A 15,143-nucleotide genomic window follows, 5' to 3' on the forward strand; every position below is an offset into this window, starting at 1 on the left:
GCAAAAATGCCTTCTACTAATATGTAAAATAAAATGATAGTATTAAAGCGTTTATATCATAAGATAATCAAACTCTAACGAAAAGAAGAAGCCAACACTTTTTAAATTAAAAATGCTGGCTTCTAATTATATTCTGTCAAATTTAGTTAATCAGCAATCACCCCTTTCACATTCTCAAATGTGATAGATAACAATTTTGCTCTTGCCTCCTTACTTGCCCAAGCTATATGAGGTGAAAGCATCAACTTTTCTTTCTTTTGCACCTTCATCAATGGACTATCCGAAGGAGTCGGTTCTGAAACGAAAACATCTACTGCAGCACCAGCTATTTGGCCTTCATCAATGGCTACGGCTAAAGCTTTTTCATCTACAATCCCTCCTCTGCCTACATTGACAATGATCGCATTATTTTTCATCATACCCAATTCTTTAGTCGCAATGGCATTTAAAGTTTTTTCATTAAGTGGAGCATGAATAGATACCACATCCGATCTCTTAAAAAAGTCTTCAGCACTTACCAATTCAAAACGTTCATCTCTTACTTCACCTGAAGTGGAATAATAAATGACATGTGCTCCAAAAGCAGTAGCTATCTCCGCTACTCTTTTTCCAATATTTCCCATTCCGAAAATACCATAAGTCTTGCCTTTTAATTCATAAAAACTCTGACCAATCCATGTAAACGACGCTGATTTAGAATAATTCCCTTCCTTTACAAAGCAATCATACTCTTGAATGTGGTTTAAAAGAGATAATAACATTGCGAATGTCTGCTGTGCTACACTCTCTGAGGAGTAATTAACAGCATTTTTCACTTTGATCCCTAACTTTTCTGCCGCTACTAAATCTACATTGTTCATCCCTGTAGCAGTAATAGTGATTAGCTTTAGTTGAGGATTCTCTTTCATCATTTCCTCATTGATGACCACCTTATTGGTCACTATCACGTCTGCACCTTGAATCCTAACTTTAGTTTGTTCTGGTTTAGTTGCATCATAAAAAACTACCTCTCCTAGAGCATTAAATTTATGAAGCTCTTCATTCATGTCATCACCCAATGAAGCGGTGTCTAAAAAAACTATTTTTCCCATTTTACTATATGTTTTCTACCTTGCGAAAAAAGCACAAGAATTATTCAAAATCACATAAAAATAAGAAAATGAAAGTAACTACCTGGAGAAAAATCCCAGCAATTTGGAAGGAAATCATTGTACTCAGTATTAAGATACAGGAAGAAGGCGTTGATACTGAAAAAGTTATTTCATTATTAGAAAAATATAAAGAAGCTTCTAAGGTTTACGAGCTCCTTTTCGAGGAAAAACTACCTGTAGAAGACTGGCCTAATTTCACTTTTTTCAATAGACTTTCCCCTTTGGAAGAAATTTATTGCGCCTATCTTCCTATTGATGATATTGACCCCATTATATATTTCCCTCTGACAAAAAAAATCCATGCAGAGGGCACTTCAATTATGGCGTTAGACGCTTTGATGTTGACTGCCCGTTTAGAAGAACTTTATATTGATAATACGTTTGTAGATGACATCACTGAAATAATAGATGTACCATTGAAAATTTTAAGTATTAAAGGGTGTGTAATAGAACAAACTCAACTGCAAACCGTTTTATTAAGAAACCCTTCTTGTAAAATTATTGACTAACAAAATGAATAAAACACCTAAAATAGTATTGTTTGATGGTATTTGTAATTTATGTGATAAGAGTGTACAGTTTATCATCAAAAGAGATAAAAAAGAAGTTTTCAGTTTTGCTTCCCTTCAGTCGCCCGAAGGAATTATGCTTTTAAAAAAACATCATCTTCCAAAAGACTACACCGATAGCATTATCCTAATTGATGGCGATAATGCCTATAAAAAAGCGGAAGCAGCTTTAGAAATTGCTTCTGAATTATCGTTTCCTTGGTATTTATTTAAAGTTGGAAAATACTTTCCTATGTGGTTTACTAATTTTTGGTACGATCTTATAGCAAAGTATAGATACTCTTTTTTTGGTAAGAAAGAGGATCAGTGTGACCTTATTCATCAAAAAAGAAGATATACCACTACAGAATTATAAGTGAAGCACAATATGAAACCAAAATGATCGTATTAAAATTGAAGGCTTATTAGTTTTCCGCTTCCTTAAAACAACGAAATTGAACATTTTTCAAAAAAATGAAATTAATAACTTTAAAAAAGAACCTTCTCTTTTTAGGATTACTACTTATTTCCTCTACATATTCCTTCGCACAAGAAAAACTGACAATGGAATGGTGGAACGGATTAGATCAGTACTGGAAGGGAATTTTCATGTCGCAAATTATGTGGCAAGAAGATGACATGAATGAAGAAGGGCTTCTAAGGATTCAGAATTTAACAGCAATTAACGCTTCTGGTTATGATGATTTTGGAGATGAAAGAATTATCACAAAACTCGACCCCATTGCAACTCTGACACTTCTTGAAGATGTTGATATTTCTTACACAAGAGTAAAAGATCTTACTCCTCTAAAAAATATGCACCATCTTAAAAGACTGAACCTAGCTTACACTAGAGTAAATGACCTTTCACCACTTGACCACTCTACTACAATCCATGAGATATTCTTATCAGGTACTAGAGTAAAGAGTTTAGCACCATTGGCAAATATTCCACTTCAAACTTTGGATCTTTTCCAGAATAAAGCCTTTGAAGATTGGGTATCACTTTCTGCCTTTGAATCTATGTCATATTTATCATTGGATGAAACTAGAGTCAATGATTTATCATTCCTCAGTTCATTAAAGAACTTGAAGGAATTAAAATTGTCTTACACAGCTGTTGAGGACTTAACCCCCCTATCAAAAATTAAAGGTCTAACGTTACTTCAGATTCAAAAAACGAAAGTAACTGACTTAAACGCTATTAAGAAGTTAAAAAAACTAGAGCACCTCAATATCAGCAACACCGAGATTGAGGAAATTTCGGCTTTGAAAAAATTAAAAAACCTACATACATTCTACTTCTCTGATAGTAAAGTGACTGACATTGAGGTATTGGCTAAAACAGTTGGTTTAAATGAGCTTACATTCTCTAATACTCCTGTCACAGATCTTAGTCCATTGATTGAATTACCTTCTTTGAGTATTTTGATTATTACAGGATCTCAAGTAGCGGACGTAAAGCCAATGGAACAAGTGAAGCCACTCACTATAATGTACTTCAGAGACTCTCAAGTGAGTCCGGAGAATGTAGAAGCTTTCAAAAAGGCTAGACCTGAAGTTGAAACTGATTTCTTCTAAAGGATTTCAAACGCTTGTAAAAGAGATATAATAAAAGTCTTATTTCATCTTTATATCACATATCCTTAATATTTTATTGATGGTAATTTGGTAATAGATAGAAATAAGACTTTTTTTGCAGTGGATTTAATTTAACCTCTATACTCCAGTGAGTGAAGTCATAAAACACGAGTGTGGCATTGCAATGCTACGACTTAGGAAGCCGCTGTCTTATTTCATTGAGAAATATGGCACTCCGACATATGCTATCAGCAAGATGTACCTATTGATGGAAAAGCAGCGCAACCGTGGTCAAGATGGTGCCGGTATTGCGAGTATCAAACTCAATATGAAGCCAGGCAATCCATTTATTGACAGAGCTCGGTCGATTGAAGCTGATCCTATCAATGACATCTTTAAAAAGGTAGGAAAGAAACTGAACAAGATAAGCAAAGACACTTCAAAGTATCTTGATGCAGATTATTTAAGAGAAAACATTCCTTACATGGGCGATGTTTACATGGGACACCTCCGCTATGGTACTCATGGTAAAAACACTATTGGACATTGCCACCCTTTCATGCGTAACAACAACTGGAGAAGCAGACAGTTAATCATGGCTGGAAACTTCAACATGACCAATGTAGACGAGTTATTCGACAAATTGGTGACTTTAGGACAACACCCTAAGGAAAATGTTGATACGGTAACTGTAATGGAAAAAATTGGTCATTTCCTTGACCTTGAAGTTCAAGACTTATTTCAACAATACAAAGAACAAGGCTTAGATAATATTGCCATTTCTGAACGTATTGAAAAAGAACTTGATCTTTCAAAAGTGCTTTCTCGTTCATGTAAAGATTTTGATGGTGGTTATGCTATCATGGGTCTTACAGGTCATGGTGCTGGTTTTGTTGCAAGAGACGTCAATGGTATCCGTCCAGCGTACTATTATGCTGATGATGAAATTGTTGTTGTCGCTTCAGAAAAAACAGCGATCAAGACGGCATTTAATGCTGAATATGATAAAATCAAAGAGATCGGTCCTGGTAATGCTTTGATCATCGACAAGGATGCCAACTACAAAGAAGTAGAGTACTTAACTCCAAAAGAAAAGCTTTCTTGTAGTTTCGAAAGAATCTACTTCTCAAGAGGTACTGACCCCGCGATCTACAGCGAAAGAAAGAAACTTGGTGAGCTATTAGTTCCAAAAGTGCTTGAAACGTTGAACTATGATCTTGAAAATACAGTGTTCTCATACATTCCAAATACTGCAGAAACTGCTTTCCTTGGAATGATGGCTGGTATTGATAAGTACTTAGTGAAGAAACGTTTGGAAGCAGTAGAAAAAGGTGTTTCTGGAGAAGAGTTAGAACAATTGATGACTTTCAGACCTCGTCAAGAGAAATTAGTAATCAAAGACGTCAAAGCACGTACTTTCATTGCTGATGATACGATGAGAGATGATATGGTTGCTCACGTATACGATACTACGTACGAAGTAATCAAAAAGAAAGTAGATACTCTTGTGGTATTGGATGACTCAATTGTACGTGGTACTACACTTGAAAAGTCTATCATCAACATGTTAGACCGTTTGGAACCAAAACGTATCATTGTTGTTTCTTCAGCCCCTCAAATCAGATACCCTGACTGTTACGGCATCAACATGTCGAAAATGAAGGAATTCGTTGCTTTCAGAGCAATGGTGAACTTGATGAAAAAAACAGGCAAGGAAGATTTATTGGACGAGATTTACTACCGTTCTAAATCAATCTTACGTGCTGAAGATTTTGAAACAAACCATGTTCAGTCGCTTTATAATAACTTTACAGATGATGAAATCAGCGAGGAAATTGCAAACATCATCAAGTTAGATCATATTAAGGCAGACGTAGAGGTAATCTACCAATCTGTAGAAAACTTAAACAAAGCTTGTCCTAATCATTTAGGTGATTGGTACTTCACTGGAAACTTCCCAACAAAAGGAGGTATGAGAGTTGTACACAAAGCTTTTGTAAATTATATGGAAGGAAAAGAAGTTAGAGCTTACTAAGCAAAACTTTTCTTCTCAACAAAAGGCTAGGATTGAAAGATCTTAGCCTTTTTGTTTTTAATTTTAAACTATGAAAGAAAGAATACTACTCCCCTCATCAAGATATATTTTAGGATTTCAGAATAAAGAAGAAAGAATTATTCAGAGAGCCTACAATGACTTCTTCTATCCTATTTTAGAGGAAAAGGATATAGAAGATAAATATTTATTCCAGAGAGGCTTTTGTAAGGCTTTAACACTCACACTCTATGGAAGCTTGAATCAGGAAATAGAATTTAAAGACATTTTATTAAGTCATTTTCCAGAAAATACTGAAGAGTTTATTATTGAAGAAGTAGAAATTAAATTTAGAGATGAAGACCTTCTTTTGCTTCAACTTTATTTCAATCAAAAACTTTCTATTGAATCCATTGCAGCCCGTACTGATATTTCAAAAGAAGACGTTGAAAGCAGAGTCAATAAACTAAAAAGAATGTGGGGTCAGGATATGCCTTTGGAAGAGTATTTACTTCAAATAGAACAAAGACAATGGTTTAAAAGGCTTTCTAATAACCCCATTCCATTACCTCCAAAAGGGAAGAAAGGAAATCATCCACCTGTTACTATTGGGGAGATTAATAAAGTCGAAGAAACGATTTGGGATAAGATTAAAGGGTTCTTTTCATAATATTGGCCGGAAAGGCATTTTCATCGAAGTTGTTAACATAAAATTTAAAGCATCAAAAAAGCCCATCAAAACTAAATCTGATGGGCTTTTCTTATCGCTAAAAGAGAATTATTTATTCTTCTTTTTATTTTCTTGTTGTGCCTTTTGCTGTGCTTTCATTGCCTCGTCTAAACGTGCAGCAAATCCGCCTGCTTTCTTATTGGCATTTTTCTTTTTATTCTCTTCCATGACGGCACGAATCTTCTCTTCGTTTACAAATTTCTTAGAAGCAATTTGCTGAACGATCGTGATACAGTTCGACACGAAGTAGTAGTACGTTAAACCAGCTGCGAAGCTGTTGAAGAAGAATAAGAAGAATACAGGTGAGATGTAAGATACCATCTGCATCTGAGGGTTTGACTGTACTTGTGACTGGTTTTGGAAGTAAGTGTAACCTAACATTGAAACCGCCCAAAGTAAAGTAAATAATGACACGTGATCACCATATGCAGGAATGCTGAATGGTAAATCTAAGATTGAGTCATAAGTTGATAAATCATCTGCCCATAAGAACGATTGCCCTCTTAATTGCAAGGCATTAGGGAAGAAGTTATAAAGTGCTACGAAGAAAGGCATCTGAGCCAGCATAGGAATACAACCTGATAATGGGTTAGCTCCTACCTTTCTGTAAAGGCTCATTGTTTCTTGCTGAATCTTCATTTGGTCATCACCGTACTTCTCTTTTAACTCATCCATCTCTGGCTTCAACAAACGCATTTTCGCCATTGACTTGTAAGAGTTGAAAGTAAGTGGGTAAAGTACTGACTTCACCAATACCACCATAATAAAGATGATCAATCCGTAACCTAACTCAAATTCTTCTAAGAATTCGAAGATTGGAATAAAGATGTATTTTGAAAGTGGAGTAGTCCAAGCCCAACCTAAGTATACGTTATCTTCAAAACCTGTAGTTACAGCCTCACAAACACGGTAATCGTTTGGTCCGAAGTAATATCTAAGGTTTGCTGCTTGAAGCGTATTTAAAGGAATTTGGAAAGCGATATCAACAGTCTTTACAATTTCAGTATTGTCTTCGTTGTAATCAGAGATAAGATTTGCTCTGTTGAACTGTTGATCTGTGATCAATGCAACGTTAAAGAATTTTTGCTTTGCAGATACCCACGCTAATGGTTCTTGAATTGCCTCTTCTTCTTTTGAAGTTGAAGTCATTGACAAGTAATCAAAGTCGTCCTTCTTCGTGAAGTAATTTACAGTAGTTTTCTGACGAGAAGTTTTCATGTCCTTCTCTACTGCTTTCATATCTTGATGCCACACATAAGAGATATCTTGCCCTTGGATGAATGGCTGAACACCTGAAAGGTCCAAATCATAATCCACTACATAAGAATCTTCACCTTCTAAAGAGTATGTTCTCTTAATAAGAACATTTCCTTCAGCAGTTTTTGCAATCATTTCTACTTTATCACCAGCAATAGAAACGTTTGCAGTATATTTTAATGTATTGATATCAATTACCCCATATTGTGTAGGTATTTTCTCTTCAACTTTATAATGTGCTGGATCAACTAAATGTAAAGGTTGTTTGTCGTATGTTTGGTAAGTTTTTAACAATACATCAGTAACGTGACCTCCTTTAGTATCAAAAGTGATCTTTACACTTTCATTTTCTATCGCAACTTCTTTAGATGTTCCGTTCATTACACTGCCGAACACACCAAATTTTTGCATTAATACTGAGTCACTTTCAACTTGAGCTGTTTGAAAAGTTTGATTTTCTGTTTGTCCTTCTACTACAGGTGCAGTAGTTTCTTGCGTCTGAGTAGGCTCTTCCAGCGGAGTTTCCGGCTGAAAGAAAAACATGTACCCTACTAATAGTGCGGATAACAACAGAAAACCTGTCGTTTGATTCTTATCCATTTTACTCTTATTAATTTACGACATCAATAAATATTATTGATGATTTCGTTCTTTTTGTACTTAAAATGCGTGCAAAGTTACGAATTTTATTGTCTTAATCTTGAAAAAAGACAATAAAAGAATTATAAAAGCGAAAGCCCATAGATAATTATATCTATGGGCTTACTCTTAAATCAATTGTAATTAAGCACTTACAATTGATTCTTTGCTATCTTTCAAATCCTTCACCGCTTTCACGAAAGAAACGAATAAAGGATGTGGATTTTCTACTGTAGACTTATATTCTGGGTGGAATTGTGCACCCACATAATAAGGATGATCAGGAATCTCTACAATCTCTACCAAGCCTGATTTAGGGTTAAAACCTGTTGCAATCATACCAGCTGCTTCATATTGCTCCAAATACTCGTTGTTAAACTCATACCTGTGTCTATGACGCTCAGAGATTTTTGAAGTTTTATACGCCTTTTGTGCTCTAGATCCTTCTTTTAATTCACAAGGATAAGCACCTAAACGCATCGTACCTCCCATTTGAGAAAGATTTTTTTGGTCTTCCATCAAGTCGATTACCGGCTCAGTTGTCGTCTCATCCATCTCCGATGAATTAGCACTTGACAAACCAACCTTATCTCTACCGAATGCAATAACTGCTGACTGCATACCAAGACAGATACCGAAGAAAGGAATTTTCTCTTCTCTTGCAATACTACAAGCATTGATTTTACCTTCCATACCTCTTTCACCAAATCCTGGAGCTACCAGAACACCGTCTAAACTTGTCAAAATCTTCACAGCTTCTTCTCTATCCAGTAGCTCTTCTGCTTTGATGTATTCCAACTTCACTTTTACTTCGTTCACAGCACCAGCATGAACAAAACCTTCTACGATTGATTTATAAGCATCTGGCAATTCCACATACTTTCCTACTAAACCAACTCTTAAAGTATCCTTTGGATTCTTTAATTTCTGAAGGAAGCTTAACCAATTATCAATATTTGGGTCTTGGAAAGCTGGTAAACTCAATTTCATCAATACGATTTCATCAAGCTTTTCTTTTTGCATCAATAATGGCACATCATAGATTGTAGATGCATCACATGATTCAATTACTGCATTAAGATCAACGTTACAGAACGATGCAATCTTACGACGCATGTCCATTGGAATATGATGCTCAGTACGGCAAACTAAGATGTTTGGCTGTACACCTGCTTCCAATAATTGTTTTACTGAATGCTGAGTAGGCTTTGTTTTTAACTCACCTGCAGCTCTTAAATAAGGAACTAACGTAAGGTGAATAACCATAGATCTTGAAGCTCCAAGCTCTAATCTTGCTTGACGAACGGCTTCAATAAATGGCAAGGCCTCAATGTCACCAACACAACCACCGATCTCTGTAATAACGATATCATATTCGCCATTTTCAGCTACTTTGTAGAAATTATTTTTAATTTCATCTGTGATGTGTGGAATTACTTGAACTGTTTTTCCTAAATATGCCCCTTCACGCTCTTTTGAGATAACATTGTGATAGATTCTACCCGTTGTTACATTATTCGCCTGAGAAGTAGGAACATTTAAGAAACGCTCATAGTGACCTAAATCCAAGTCAGTTTCAGCACCATCATCCGTTACATAACACTCACCGTGCTCATAAGGGTTCATAGTACCTGGATCGACATTTAGATATGGATCAAATTTCTGAATGGTTACGGAATAGCCCCTTGCCTGTAATAGTTTGCCAAGAGACGCAGAAATGATTCCTTTTCCAAGGGATGATGTCACACCACCTGTGACAAAAATAAATTTTGTTTGTGTACGAGAAGACATACTTCGAAGATTTCACATTTTGTTTGTGCAAAGCTAAAGGAGTTCTTCTCAATTAGCAAATAAAGTATGTCAATGCTTGTAACTAGATCAAAAAAGTGATCGTTGTTCTGTCTTTTCTCTAAGAATTGGGTAAATAATGTTGGGATCAAGTGACTTTTTCACCTGAGTTCCGATATAATGCCCCAACTCCGGACATAAAATATCTTCTGGTTGATGAGCAAAAAAGTAGACTTCTTGTAAACCTTGTCGTTTGAAAGATTGAATTCTTTTCATCCAATCATCCACTCTTGAAAAATCCGTCGTGTGCATTTCGTTACCAACAAACCTCACCATAATCGTAGGAGTTGTCACTCTCATATGAAGCACATCTCTTCTGCCAGCCACATCAGTAATGATCATTGCATAGCCTTTTGCTGTCAACAACTCAGATAGTTCATCCAACTTTTGCTCATCAGTGAACCATGAAGAATGACGAAGCTCCAATGCTAACTTCATATCATCAGGAAAGGCTTCTATAAATTTCAGCAAAGGAAGTGATTCTTTGGTTGTGAAATCAGGTGGCATTTGTAACCATGTATACCCTAACTTATCTTCAAACAACCGCATCTCTTCTGTAAATTCATAAATATCATTTTTACAGTGAAGTAATCTTTTTTTATGACTTACAGACTGTAGAAATTTCGGATTGAATTTGAAAGAATCATGAACGGTAGACTTCCATTTGATCAAGGTATCAGATTTTGGAATCCCATAATGGGTGGAGTTTAGTTCTATGGTATCAAAATGCTGACTGTAATAATGTAAAAAGGTATTGGGTGGTGCTTTATCAGGATATATTTTCCCTTTCCATTCAGAACAAGACCAAGCAGGTGCTCCAATTCTGAAATTAAATAAATTGATAAAGTTTGGATGATTTCGAAGCATCATTTTAGAATAATGATCCTGCTCCGGAAGTTTAAAGTTGACTCCTGAGATATCTTTTAATCGTCCAAAATCCATACACATGTTCTTGTTTTTTAGTTCGACTGTCCCTCTTTAAAAGCCTCCATAGTTTTGTAATGGCACTTATTGATAAGGTTATCAATTTGAGCTTGAAGTTTAGCATCTTCCTCTACATTTTTTGAGCGAAGTGCCAATAATACAAATTTATGAATTTCAGACTTATACTTAGAGGCCAAATCTAAAAATGGCAACTCAATCAAACTTTTATAAAGTGTAGTCTCTCTTCTAGAAAAGGAAATTTGACGAGCTGTCTCTAAAAGTGTAACAGTATAGGCTGGATATTCCCGCAATAATTGAGCGATATAGATATAATCATCAAAATTTACATTGCCAGTTTCAATATAGTATCGTAATTCAGATAACCCTCCAATATTCACATCACTGCTCATCATTATTTGCCTAAACTTTTCTTCTGCTTCAGTTTTGGACAAAGGTTCTTCTTGAGCGTATAAAGAGGTATTTAAAAGTAAAGCGATAAACAATAAAAAGAGGTGTTTCATTATATTTTAGTTGTATTTTAATCTTCTAGTATAAAGACAAAATAAAAGCTTGAGAAAATGAATGAGAAATTTTTAAAAGTACTTTAACATAAGTTAGAATAAACTACGCAAAGGTTAAATATTTTTCCACATCAAGATAAGAAGAGAAATCCCAGACATCCATAAGAAAATAACAGACACTAAGCCAGATTGTTGAGGAAATCAAAATAGAAGACAATAGAGAAAGTTTTGATTCTTTCAACCGCAGGCCGATAAGAATATACGTTGGTACCCCAAGTAATACTGGAGCTAAGGTTACTGCACTCCAAAACCCGTACCGTCTCCAAAGGATAAGTACCTTTTTAAGGTTCTTGTTATAACCACCTTTCTTTTTTCTGACTAATAGATCACTTATTCTTTGTCCTAAAAAAATGGTAAGAATGGAAGACATAGATACGGCTGAAAGGTTCAATAAAAGCATTTGAAGGTAGTTGAACCCTATGATATTAGAGATAACGGCTCCTAAATAAACTTTCCAAAGGCTGAGACTAAAAACAGTCAGACAAATGAGTAATGTTGGTGTGAGCATTTAAACTAATGGGCTAGAAATGAAAAAAAGACAATCAATATTGCAATCAATTGTCTTCTTTGTATTGAGATTACTCTCCTTTATTTTTTGTTTCATGCACATGATCAGACAAACGCTTGCACATTGCATGAATTTCCTGAGCCATTTTCTCATCTCCAGTAGCATTGAAAATGTTTTGAGCAATCCCTCCCATGGTATCAATGTAGAAGAATTTCATCTCGTCAACTGTCATTTCTTTGCCCCAAAGACCAATTCGTAAAGTTTCTTTACGTTCATGATCCCATATATTTAAATCAAAAGCACGCGTTTCTTGAAGTCCCGCTTGATCAGAATCGTCTGCTTTCCAGAAAATTTTCTCTGGAACGTTGTTTTCATCCAATTCTACCTTTACTCTGATGTTAGACTCTTTCATTATTAAAAAATATAACTTAAAGTGATTTTTATTATCCTACAAAGTTGCATATTTTCATGGACAATTTGTAATATTTTTCATGAATTCAGACTAATTATGTTACATCGATTTGTAAGAATGTCGTTTAAACAAGAATGTGTTGAGGAATTTCAGAATATGTTCCTAGAAATAAGGGAAACTATTGAAAGTTTTGAGGGATGTCAATCCGTAGAGTTGCTTCAAGACGCAACAATACAATGTCAATTTATGACGTTTAGTATTTGGGAAAATGAAAAAGCCTTAGAAGCATATCGTCAGTCTGATTTTTTCCAAACAACATGGAAGAAAACAAAATTAATGTTCAACGATAAACCTAAGGCTTTTTCTATGTATAAGACTGGAATAAAAGAGTAAGTCTTCTATTCACCTAAATATTCTGTACCAGCTTCTGGAGTTTCAAAAATCACGACCTTATATAAAGCAGGTAGTTCTTTTTTGATCTTGTTCCAAACCCACATTGAGATAACTTCTGAAGTTGGGTTTTCTAAACCTTCTATTTCATTTAAAAAATTATGATCTAATACTTTGTAAATAGGGTTTACAACAGTATCAATTTCATGAAAATCAATCACCCACTCATAAGGGTAAACTAATTCTCCATCAAAATGAAGTTCCATTTTCCATGAGTGACCATGAATTCTTCTACACGGGTGTCCCTCAGGCATTTGAGGTAAGAAATGCGCCGCTTCGAATGTATATGATTTGAATATTTTCATCTTTACGTATTAATTCTAATAAAAATCACGCAAAGATAAATGATATAAAATTGCCTAATGAAGGATTTTAAACACCAGTTCTTTAAGATTTTCGTCATCAGAAAGTGACGCTCTTATTCCTTTTGCCTTTAAATCAGCTTCTTGGAGGTGCTCTATAATTTGCAGAACCTTATTATAAGAGAAATTACTGACCGCTAATCGATAATCTTTAATAAAATAAGGGTTAACGCTTAATATTTTAGCTAATTCTTGATCACCTTTACTAAAATTCTCATGTAGCATTAACAGCTTAGAAAAATATGCATATAAAGTACCTACTACCACTACAAAAGGATTACTCTTAGGATTGTCATTGAAATACATTACAATTCTGTTCGCTTTCAATATATCTTTTGTCCCTAAAGCATTTTGTAATTCAAAAACATTATACTCCCTGCTGATTCCAATATGCTTTGCAATTAATGCTTCTGTAATTTCGGTAGCTTCTTTATTGTAATTGAGCATAAGTTTTTCCAGTTCATTTGTAATACGAACCAGATCATTCCCAATATATTCAGTGATTAGATTCACAGCACGGTCTTTGATTTTGTACCCCTCAGTTCTGCAATATTGTTTTACCCATGCAGGAACCTTATTATCATACATTTTTTTTGCATCCAGAAAAACAGCATTTTTCTCAATGGTCTTCTTTACAGGGGTACGCCCGTCCAATTTTTTATTTTTTAAAGCGATGACTAGCACTGTGGAAGGAACTGGATTTTCAGCATACTTATTTAAAATATCCAAGCTAGCTTTTCTAGCTAAATCCGGTAAGTCCTGCCCTTCTTTAACAATGATTACTTGACGCATGGCCATCATTGGAAATCTTCTTGCACTTTCTAAAACCTGTGTCAGTGTAGTGTCTTTACCATACAAAATTGTTTGATTAAAACTTTTCTCGGCATCAGTCAGTGCATTTTTCTCAATGTAAGCAGTGATTTGATCAATAAAAAAAGGCTCATCCCCCTGTAAAAAATACAAAGGTGAAAACTTGCCAGCTTTCATTTCTGTCATTATAGAATCTGCCGTAAATGCCATAAATTTTGAATGGTACGTGTTTTAGAAAAAATTGGACTGCAATTTAGAGTTTGTATTCCAAAAAGAAAAAAGTATTAAGGGGTATTCATAAAAGAATATTAGTCAACAGTCTTATCTATTCCATATCCAATAATTTTTTGAGTCATTGCTGACCCTTGTTCTCTGTAACCATTAAATTCATTAGGATTGATCAGGAGAAGAATCTTTGTACCATTATCCCCATCTCTAGCTTCAACAATAGGAGAATTTGCTGAACTTTCCCACTTCGTGATCCATCGATTAACACTATCATCATCTACTCCAAAGATGGGATTAGTTTCACAATTATCTAATTCAAAAAATGGATTGTCTACCCTATCACCATTATCCAGATCAATTACCTGTCTATTGCTGTTCACTCCACAGTAAGGATTACCCGCTAATGAAGGCTGTGTGGTATTAAATTCATAATAAACCTTTGAAATACTATTATGATCAACTAGTATTAGACCAATATCTTTTTGATATACTGCCCTGCGTGTTTCCTCTGAGTTAGTAATCAAACTAGAATTATTTACTTCTAATACAACAGCTGTATTCATATATACTTGATCTTCAAAAGTAAAATCTCGACCAACAGTTTCAACCTCATACCTTAAGTCTTGTCCGCTTGGCGTAATTGCATCCAAGCCATTGTAAGTATTTTGATTAAATCTACTGCCTTCTATTAAAGGGTTGGTCAGTTTCAATAAAGGTATTGCATTTTCATATCTTATAAGATGGTTATTTCTATAAACAACCGACCATACAGAATCCAATTCCCATTCCACATCCTCATTATCTCTCTTGTAACGGTAAAGAGGGTAATTCTCTCCTCCAAAACCATCATCATAAGGTTTACCTATAATTTCTCTTAGCTGATAGGTTGTACTATTTTCTTCATTAGTCAAATCTTTATTATCCACTTGATAATGAATATACCATCCTTCTTCGATAGGATAATACGACGTTCCAGAATGGTAATTTGGATCTGTAATGGTATCATTACAAGCTTGGAGAAAAAAAGCTAACAGAAAAAAATATAGGGTTTCTCTTAATTTCATAATGAGTTTTGCTGTTCT

General features: G+C 34.9%; 16 protein-coding genes. 6 read left to right on the forward strand and 10 right to left on the reverse strand.

What is annotated here, in order from left to right:
* Positions 1-146 precede the first annotated feature (146 nt).
* On the reverse strand, positions 147-1,091 hold the full coding sequence (locus tag AVL50_RS02245; protein ID WP_062614850.1) for a D-2-hydroxyacid dehydrogenase: 945 nt from the start codon (positions 1,089-1,091) through the stop codon (positions 147-149).
* A gap of 68 nt (positions 1,092-1,159) precedes the next feature.
* On the opposite strand from AVL50_RS02245, the gene AVL50_RS02250 reads away from it, so the two are divergent.
* From AVL50_RS02250 to AVL50_RS02270, 5 genes are all read left to right on the forward strand, one after another.
* Positions 1,160-1,660, forward strand: coding sequence for a hypothetical protein (locus AVL50_RS02250; protein ID WP_157491109.1), 501 nt, complete (start codon positions 1,160-1,162; stop codon positions 1,658-1,660).
* A gap of 4 nt (positions 1,661-1,664) precedes the next feature.
* Entirely contained in the window at positions 1,665-2,075 is a 411-nt protein-coding gene (locus AVL50_RS02255; protein WP_062614852.1) for a thiol-disulfide oxidoreductase DCC family protein, read from the forward strand.
* 98 nt (positions 2,076-2,173) lie between these two features.
* Positions 2,174-3,280 (forward strand): leucine-rich repeat domain-containing protein, encoded by a 1,107-nt coding sequence (locus AVL50_RS02260; RefSeq protein ID WP_062614853.1) that lies wholly within the window; start codon positions 2,174-2,176, stop codon positions 3,278-3,280.
* Between the two features lie 148 nt (positions 3,281-3,428).
* Entirely contained in the window at positions 3,429-5,315 is a 1,887-nt protein-coding gene (locus tag AVL50_RS02265; protein ID WP_062614854.1) for an amidophosphoribosyltransferase, read from the forward strand.
* 70 nt (positions 5,316-5,385) lie between these two features.
* Positions 5,386-5,982: a hypothetical protein gene (locus AVL50_RS02270; protein WP_062614855.1), complete on the forward strand. Its 597-nt coding sequence runs from the start codon at positions 5,386-5,388 to the stop codon at positions 5,980-5,982.
* A 108-nt stretch (positions 5,983-6,090) separates the two neighbouring features.
* Here AVL50_RS02270 and yidC read toward each other — a convergent pair whose 3' ends face one another.
* The 6 genes from yidC to gldC all read right to left on the reverse strand — a co-directional run bounded on the left by yidC (position 6,091) and on the right by gldC (position 12,211).
* Positions 6,091-7,899 (reverse strand): membrane protein insertase YidC, encoded by a 1,809-nt coding sequence (gene yidC / locus AVL50_RS02275; protein ID WP_063850512.1) that lies wholly within the window; start codon positions 7,897-7,899, stop codon positions 6,091-6,093.
* Positions 7,900-8,082: 183 nt separating this feature from the next.
* Entirely contained in the window at positions 8,083-9,729 is a 1,647-nt protein-coding gene (locus tag AVL50_RS02280; protein WP_062614857.1) for a CTP synthase, read from the reverse strand.
* A gap of 87 nt (positions 9,730-9,816) precedes the next feature.
* The gene (locus AVL50_RS02285) at positions 9,817-10,728 is read right to left on the reverse strand and encodes a DUF72 domain-containing protein (protein ID WP_172826746.1); all 912 of its coding nucleotides are present in this window, start codon (positions 10,726-10,728) and stop codon (positions 9,817-9,819) included.
* Between the two features lie 17 nt (positions 10,729-10,745).
* On the reverse strand, positions 10,746-11,231 hold the full coding sequence (locus AVL50_RS02290) for a hypothetical protein (protein ID WP_062614859.1): 486 nt from the start codon (positions 11,229-11,231) through the stop codon (positions 10,746-10,748).
* Between the two features lie 103 nt (positions 11,232-11,334).
* On the reverse strand, positions 11,335-11,799 hold the full coding sequence (locus AVL50_RS02295; RefSeq protein ID WP_062614860.1) for a hypothetical protein: 465 nt from the start codon (positions 11,797-11,799) through the stop codon (positions 11,335-11,337).
* Positions 11,800-11,869: 70 nt separating this feature from the next.
* Positions 11,870-12,211, reverse strand: a complete 342-nt coding sequence (gene gldC, locus AVL50_RS02300) for a gliding motility protein GldC (protein WP_044201750.1) — start codon at positions 12,209-12,211, stop codon at positions 11,870-11,872.
* 96 nt (positions 12,212-12,307) lie between these two features.
* Between gldC and AVL50_RS02305 the strand changes: the two genes are divergently transcribed.
* Complete coding sequence (locus AVL50_RS02305; RefSeq protein ID WP_062614861.1) at positions 12,308-12,604, forward strand: putative quinol monooxygenase; 297 nt, start codon at positions 12,308-12,310, stop codon at positions 12,602-12,604.
* A 5-nt stretch (positions 12,605-12,609) separates the two neighbouring features.
* On the opposite strand, the gene queD is transcribed toward AVL50_RS02305, so the two are convergent.
* From queD to AVL50_RS02320, 3 genes are all read right to left on the reverse strand, one after another.
* Complete coding sequence (queD, locus tag AVL50_RS02310) at positions 12,610-12,966, reverse strand: 6-carboxytetrahydropterin synthase QueD (protein ID WP_062614862.1); 357 nt, start codon at positions 12,964-12,966, stop codon at positions 12,610-12,612.
* 54 nt (positions 12,967-13,020) lie between these two features.
* Entirely contained in the window at positions 13,021-14,043 is a 1,023-nt protein-coding gene (gene holA, locus AVL50_RS02315) for a DNA polymerase III subunit delta (protein WP_062614863.1), read from the reverse strand.
* A 98-nt stretch (positions 14,044-14,141) separates the two neighbouring features.
* On the reverse strand, positions 14,142-15,125 hold the full coding sequence (locus AVL50_RS02320) for a hypothetical protein (protein WP_062614864.1): 984 nt from the start codon (positions 15,123-15,125) through the stop codon (positions 14,142-14,144).
* Positions 15,126-15,143 lie beyond the last annotated feature (18 nt).

Source organism: Flammeovirga sp. SJP92, from assembly GCF_001583495.1.
GTDB lineage: Bacteria > Bacteroidota > Bacteroidia > Cytophagales > Flammeovirgaceae > Flammeovirga.

Bases quoted from the DNA above. Each gene is read 5' to 3' on its own strand.
- AVL50_RS02245 (WP_062614850.1), bottom strand. From the start codon at position 1,091: ATGGGAAAAATAGTTTTTTTAGACACCGCTTCATTGGGTGATGACATG.
- AVL50_RS02250 (WP_157491109.1), top strand. From the start codon at position 1,160: ATGAAAGTAACTACCTGGAGAAAAATCCCAGCAATTTGGAAGGAAATC.
- AVL50_RS02255 (WP_062614852.1), top strand. From the start codon at position 1,665: ATGAATAAAACACCTAAAATAGTATTGTTTGATGGTATTTGTAATTTA.
- AVL50_RS02260 (WP_062614853.1), top strand. From the start codon at position 2,174: ATGAAATTAATAACTTTAAAAAAGAACCTTCTCTTTTTAGGATTACTA.
- AVL50_RS02270 (WP_062614855.1), top strand. From the start codon at position 5,386: ATGAAAGAAAGAATACTACTCCCCTCATCAAGATATATTTTAGGATTT.
- yidC (WP_063850512.1), bottom strand. From the start codon at position 7,899: ATGGATAAGAATCAAACGACAGGTTTTCTGTTGTTATCCGCACTATTA.
- AVL50_RS02280 (WP_062614857.1), bottom strand. From the start codon at position 9,729: ATGTCTTCTCGTACACAAACAAAATTTATTTTTGTCACAGGTGGTGTG.
- AVL50_RS02285 (WP_172826746.1), bottom strand. From the start codon at position 10,728: ATGGATTTTGGACGATTAAAAGATATCTCAGGAGTCAACTTTAAACTT.
- AVL50_RS02290 (WP_062614859.1), bottom strand. From the start codon at position 11,231: ATGAAACACCTCTTTTTATTGTTTATCGCTTTACTTTTAAATACCTCT.
- AVL50_RS02295 (WP_062614860.1), bottom strand. From the start codon at position 11,799: ATGCTCACACCAACATTACTCATTTGTCTGACTGTTTTTAGTCTCAGC.
- gldC (WP_044201750.1), bottom strand. From the start codon at position 12,211: ATGAAAGAGTCTAACATCAGAGTAAAGGTAGAATTGGATGAAAACAAC.
- AVL50_RS02305 (WP_062614861.1), top strand. From the start codon at position 12,308: ATGTTACATCGATTTGTAAGAATGTCGTTTAAACAAGAATGTGTTGAG.
- queD (WP_062614862.1), bottom strand. From the start codon at position 12,966: ATGAAAATATTCAAATCATATACATTCGAAGCGGCGCATTTCTTACCT.
- holA (WP_062614863.1), bottom strand. From the start codon at position 14,043: ATGGCATTTACGGCAGATTCTATAATGACAGAAATGAAAGCTGGCAAG.
- AVL50_RS02320 (WP_062614864.1), bottom strand. From the start codon at position 15,125: ATGAAATTAAGAGAAACCCTATATTTTTTTCTGTTAGCTTTTTTTCTC.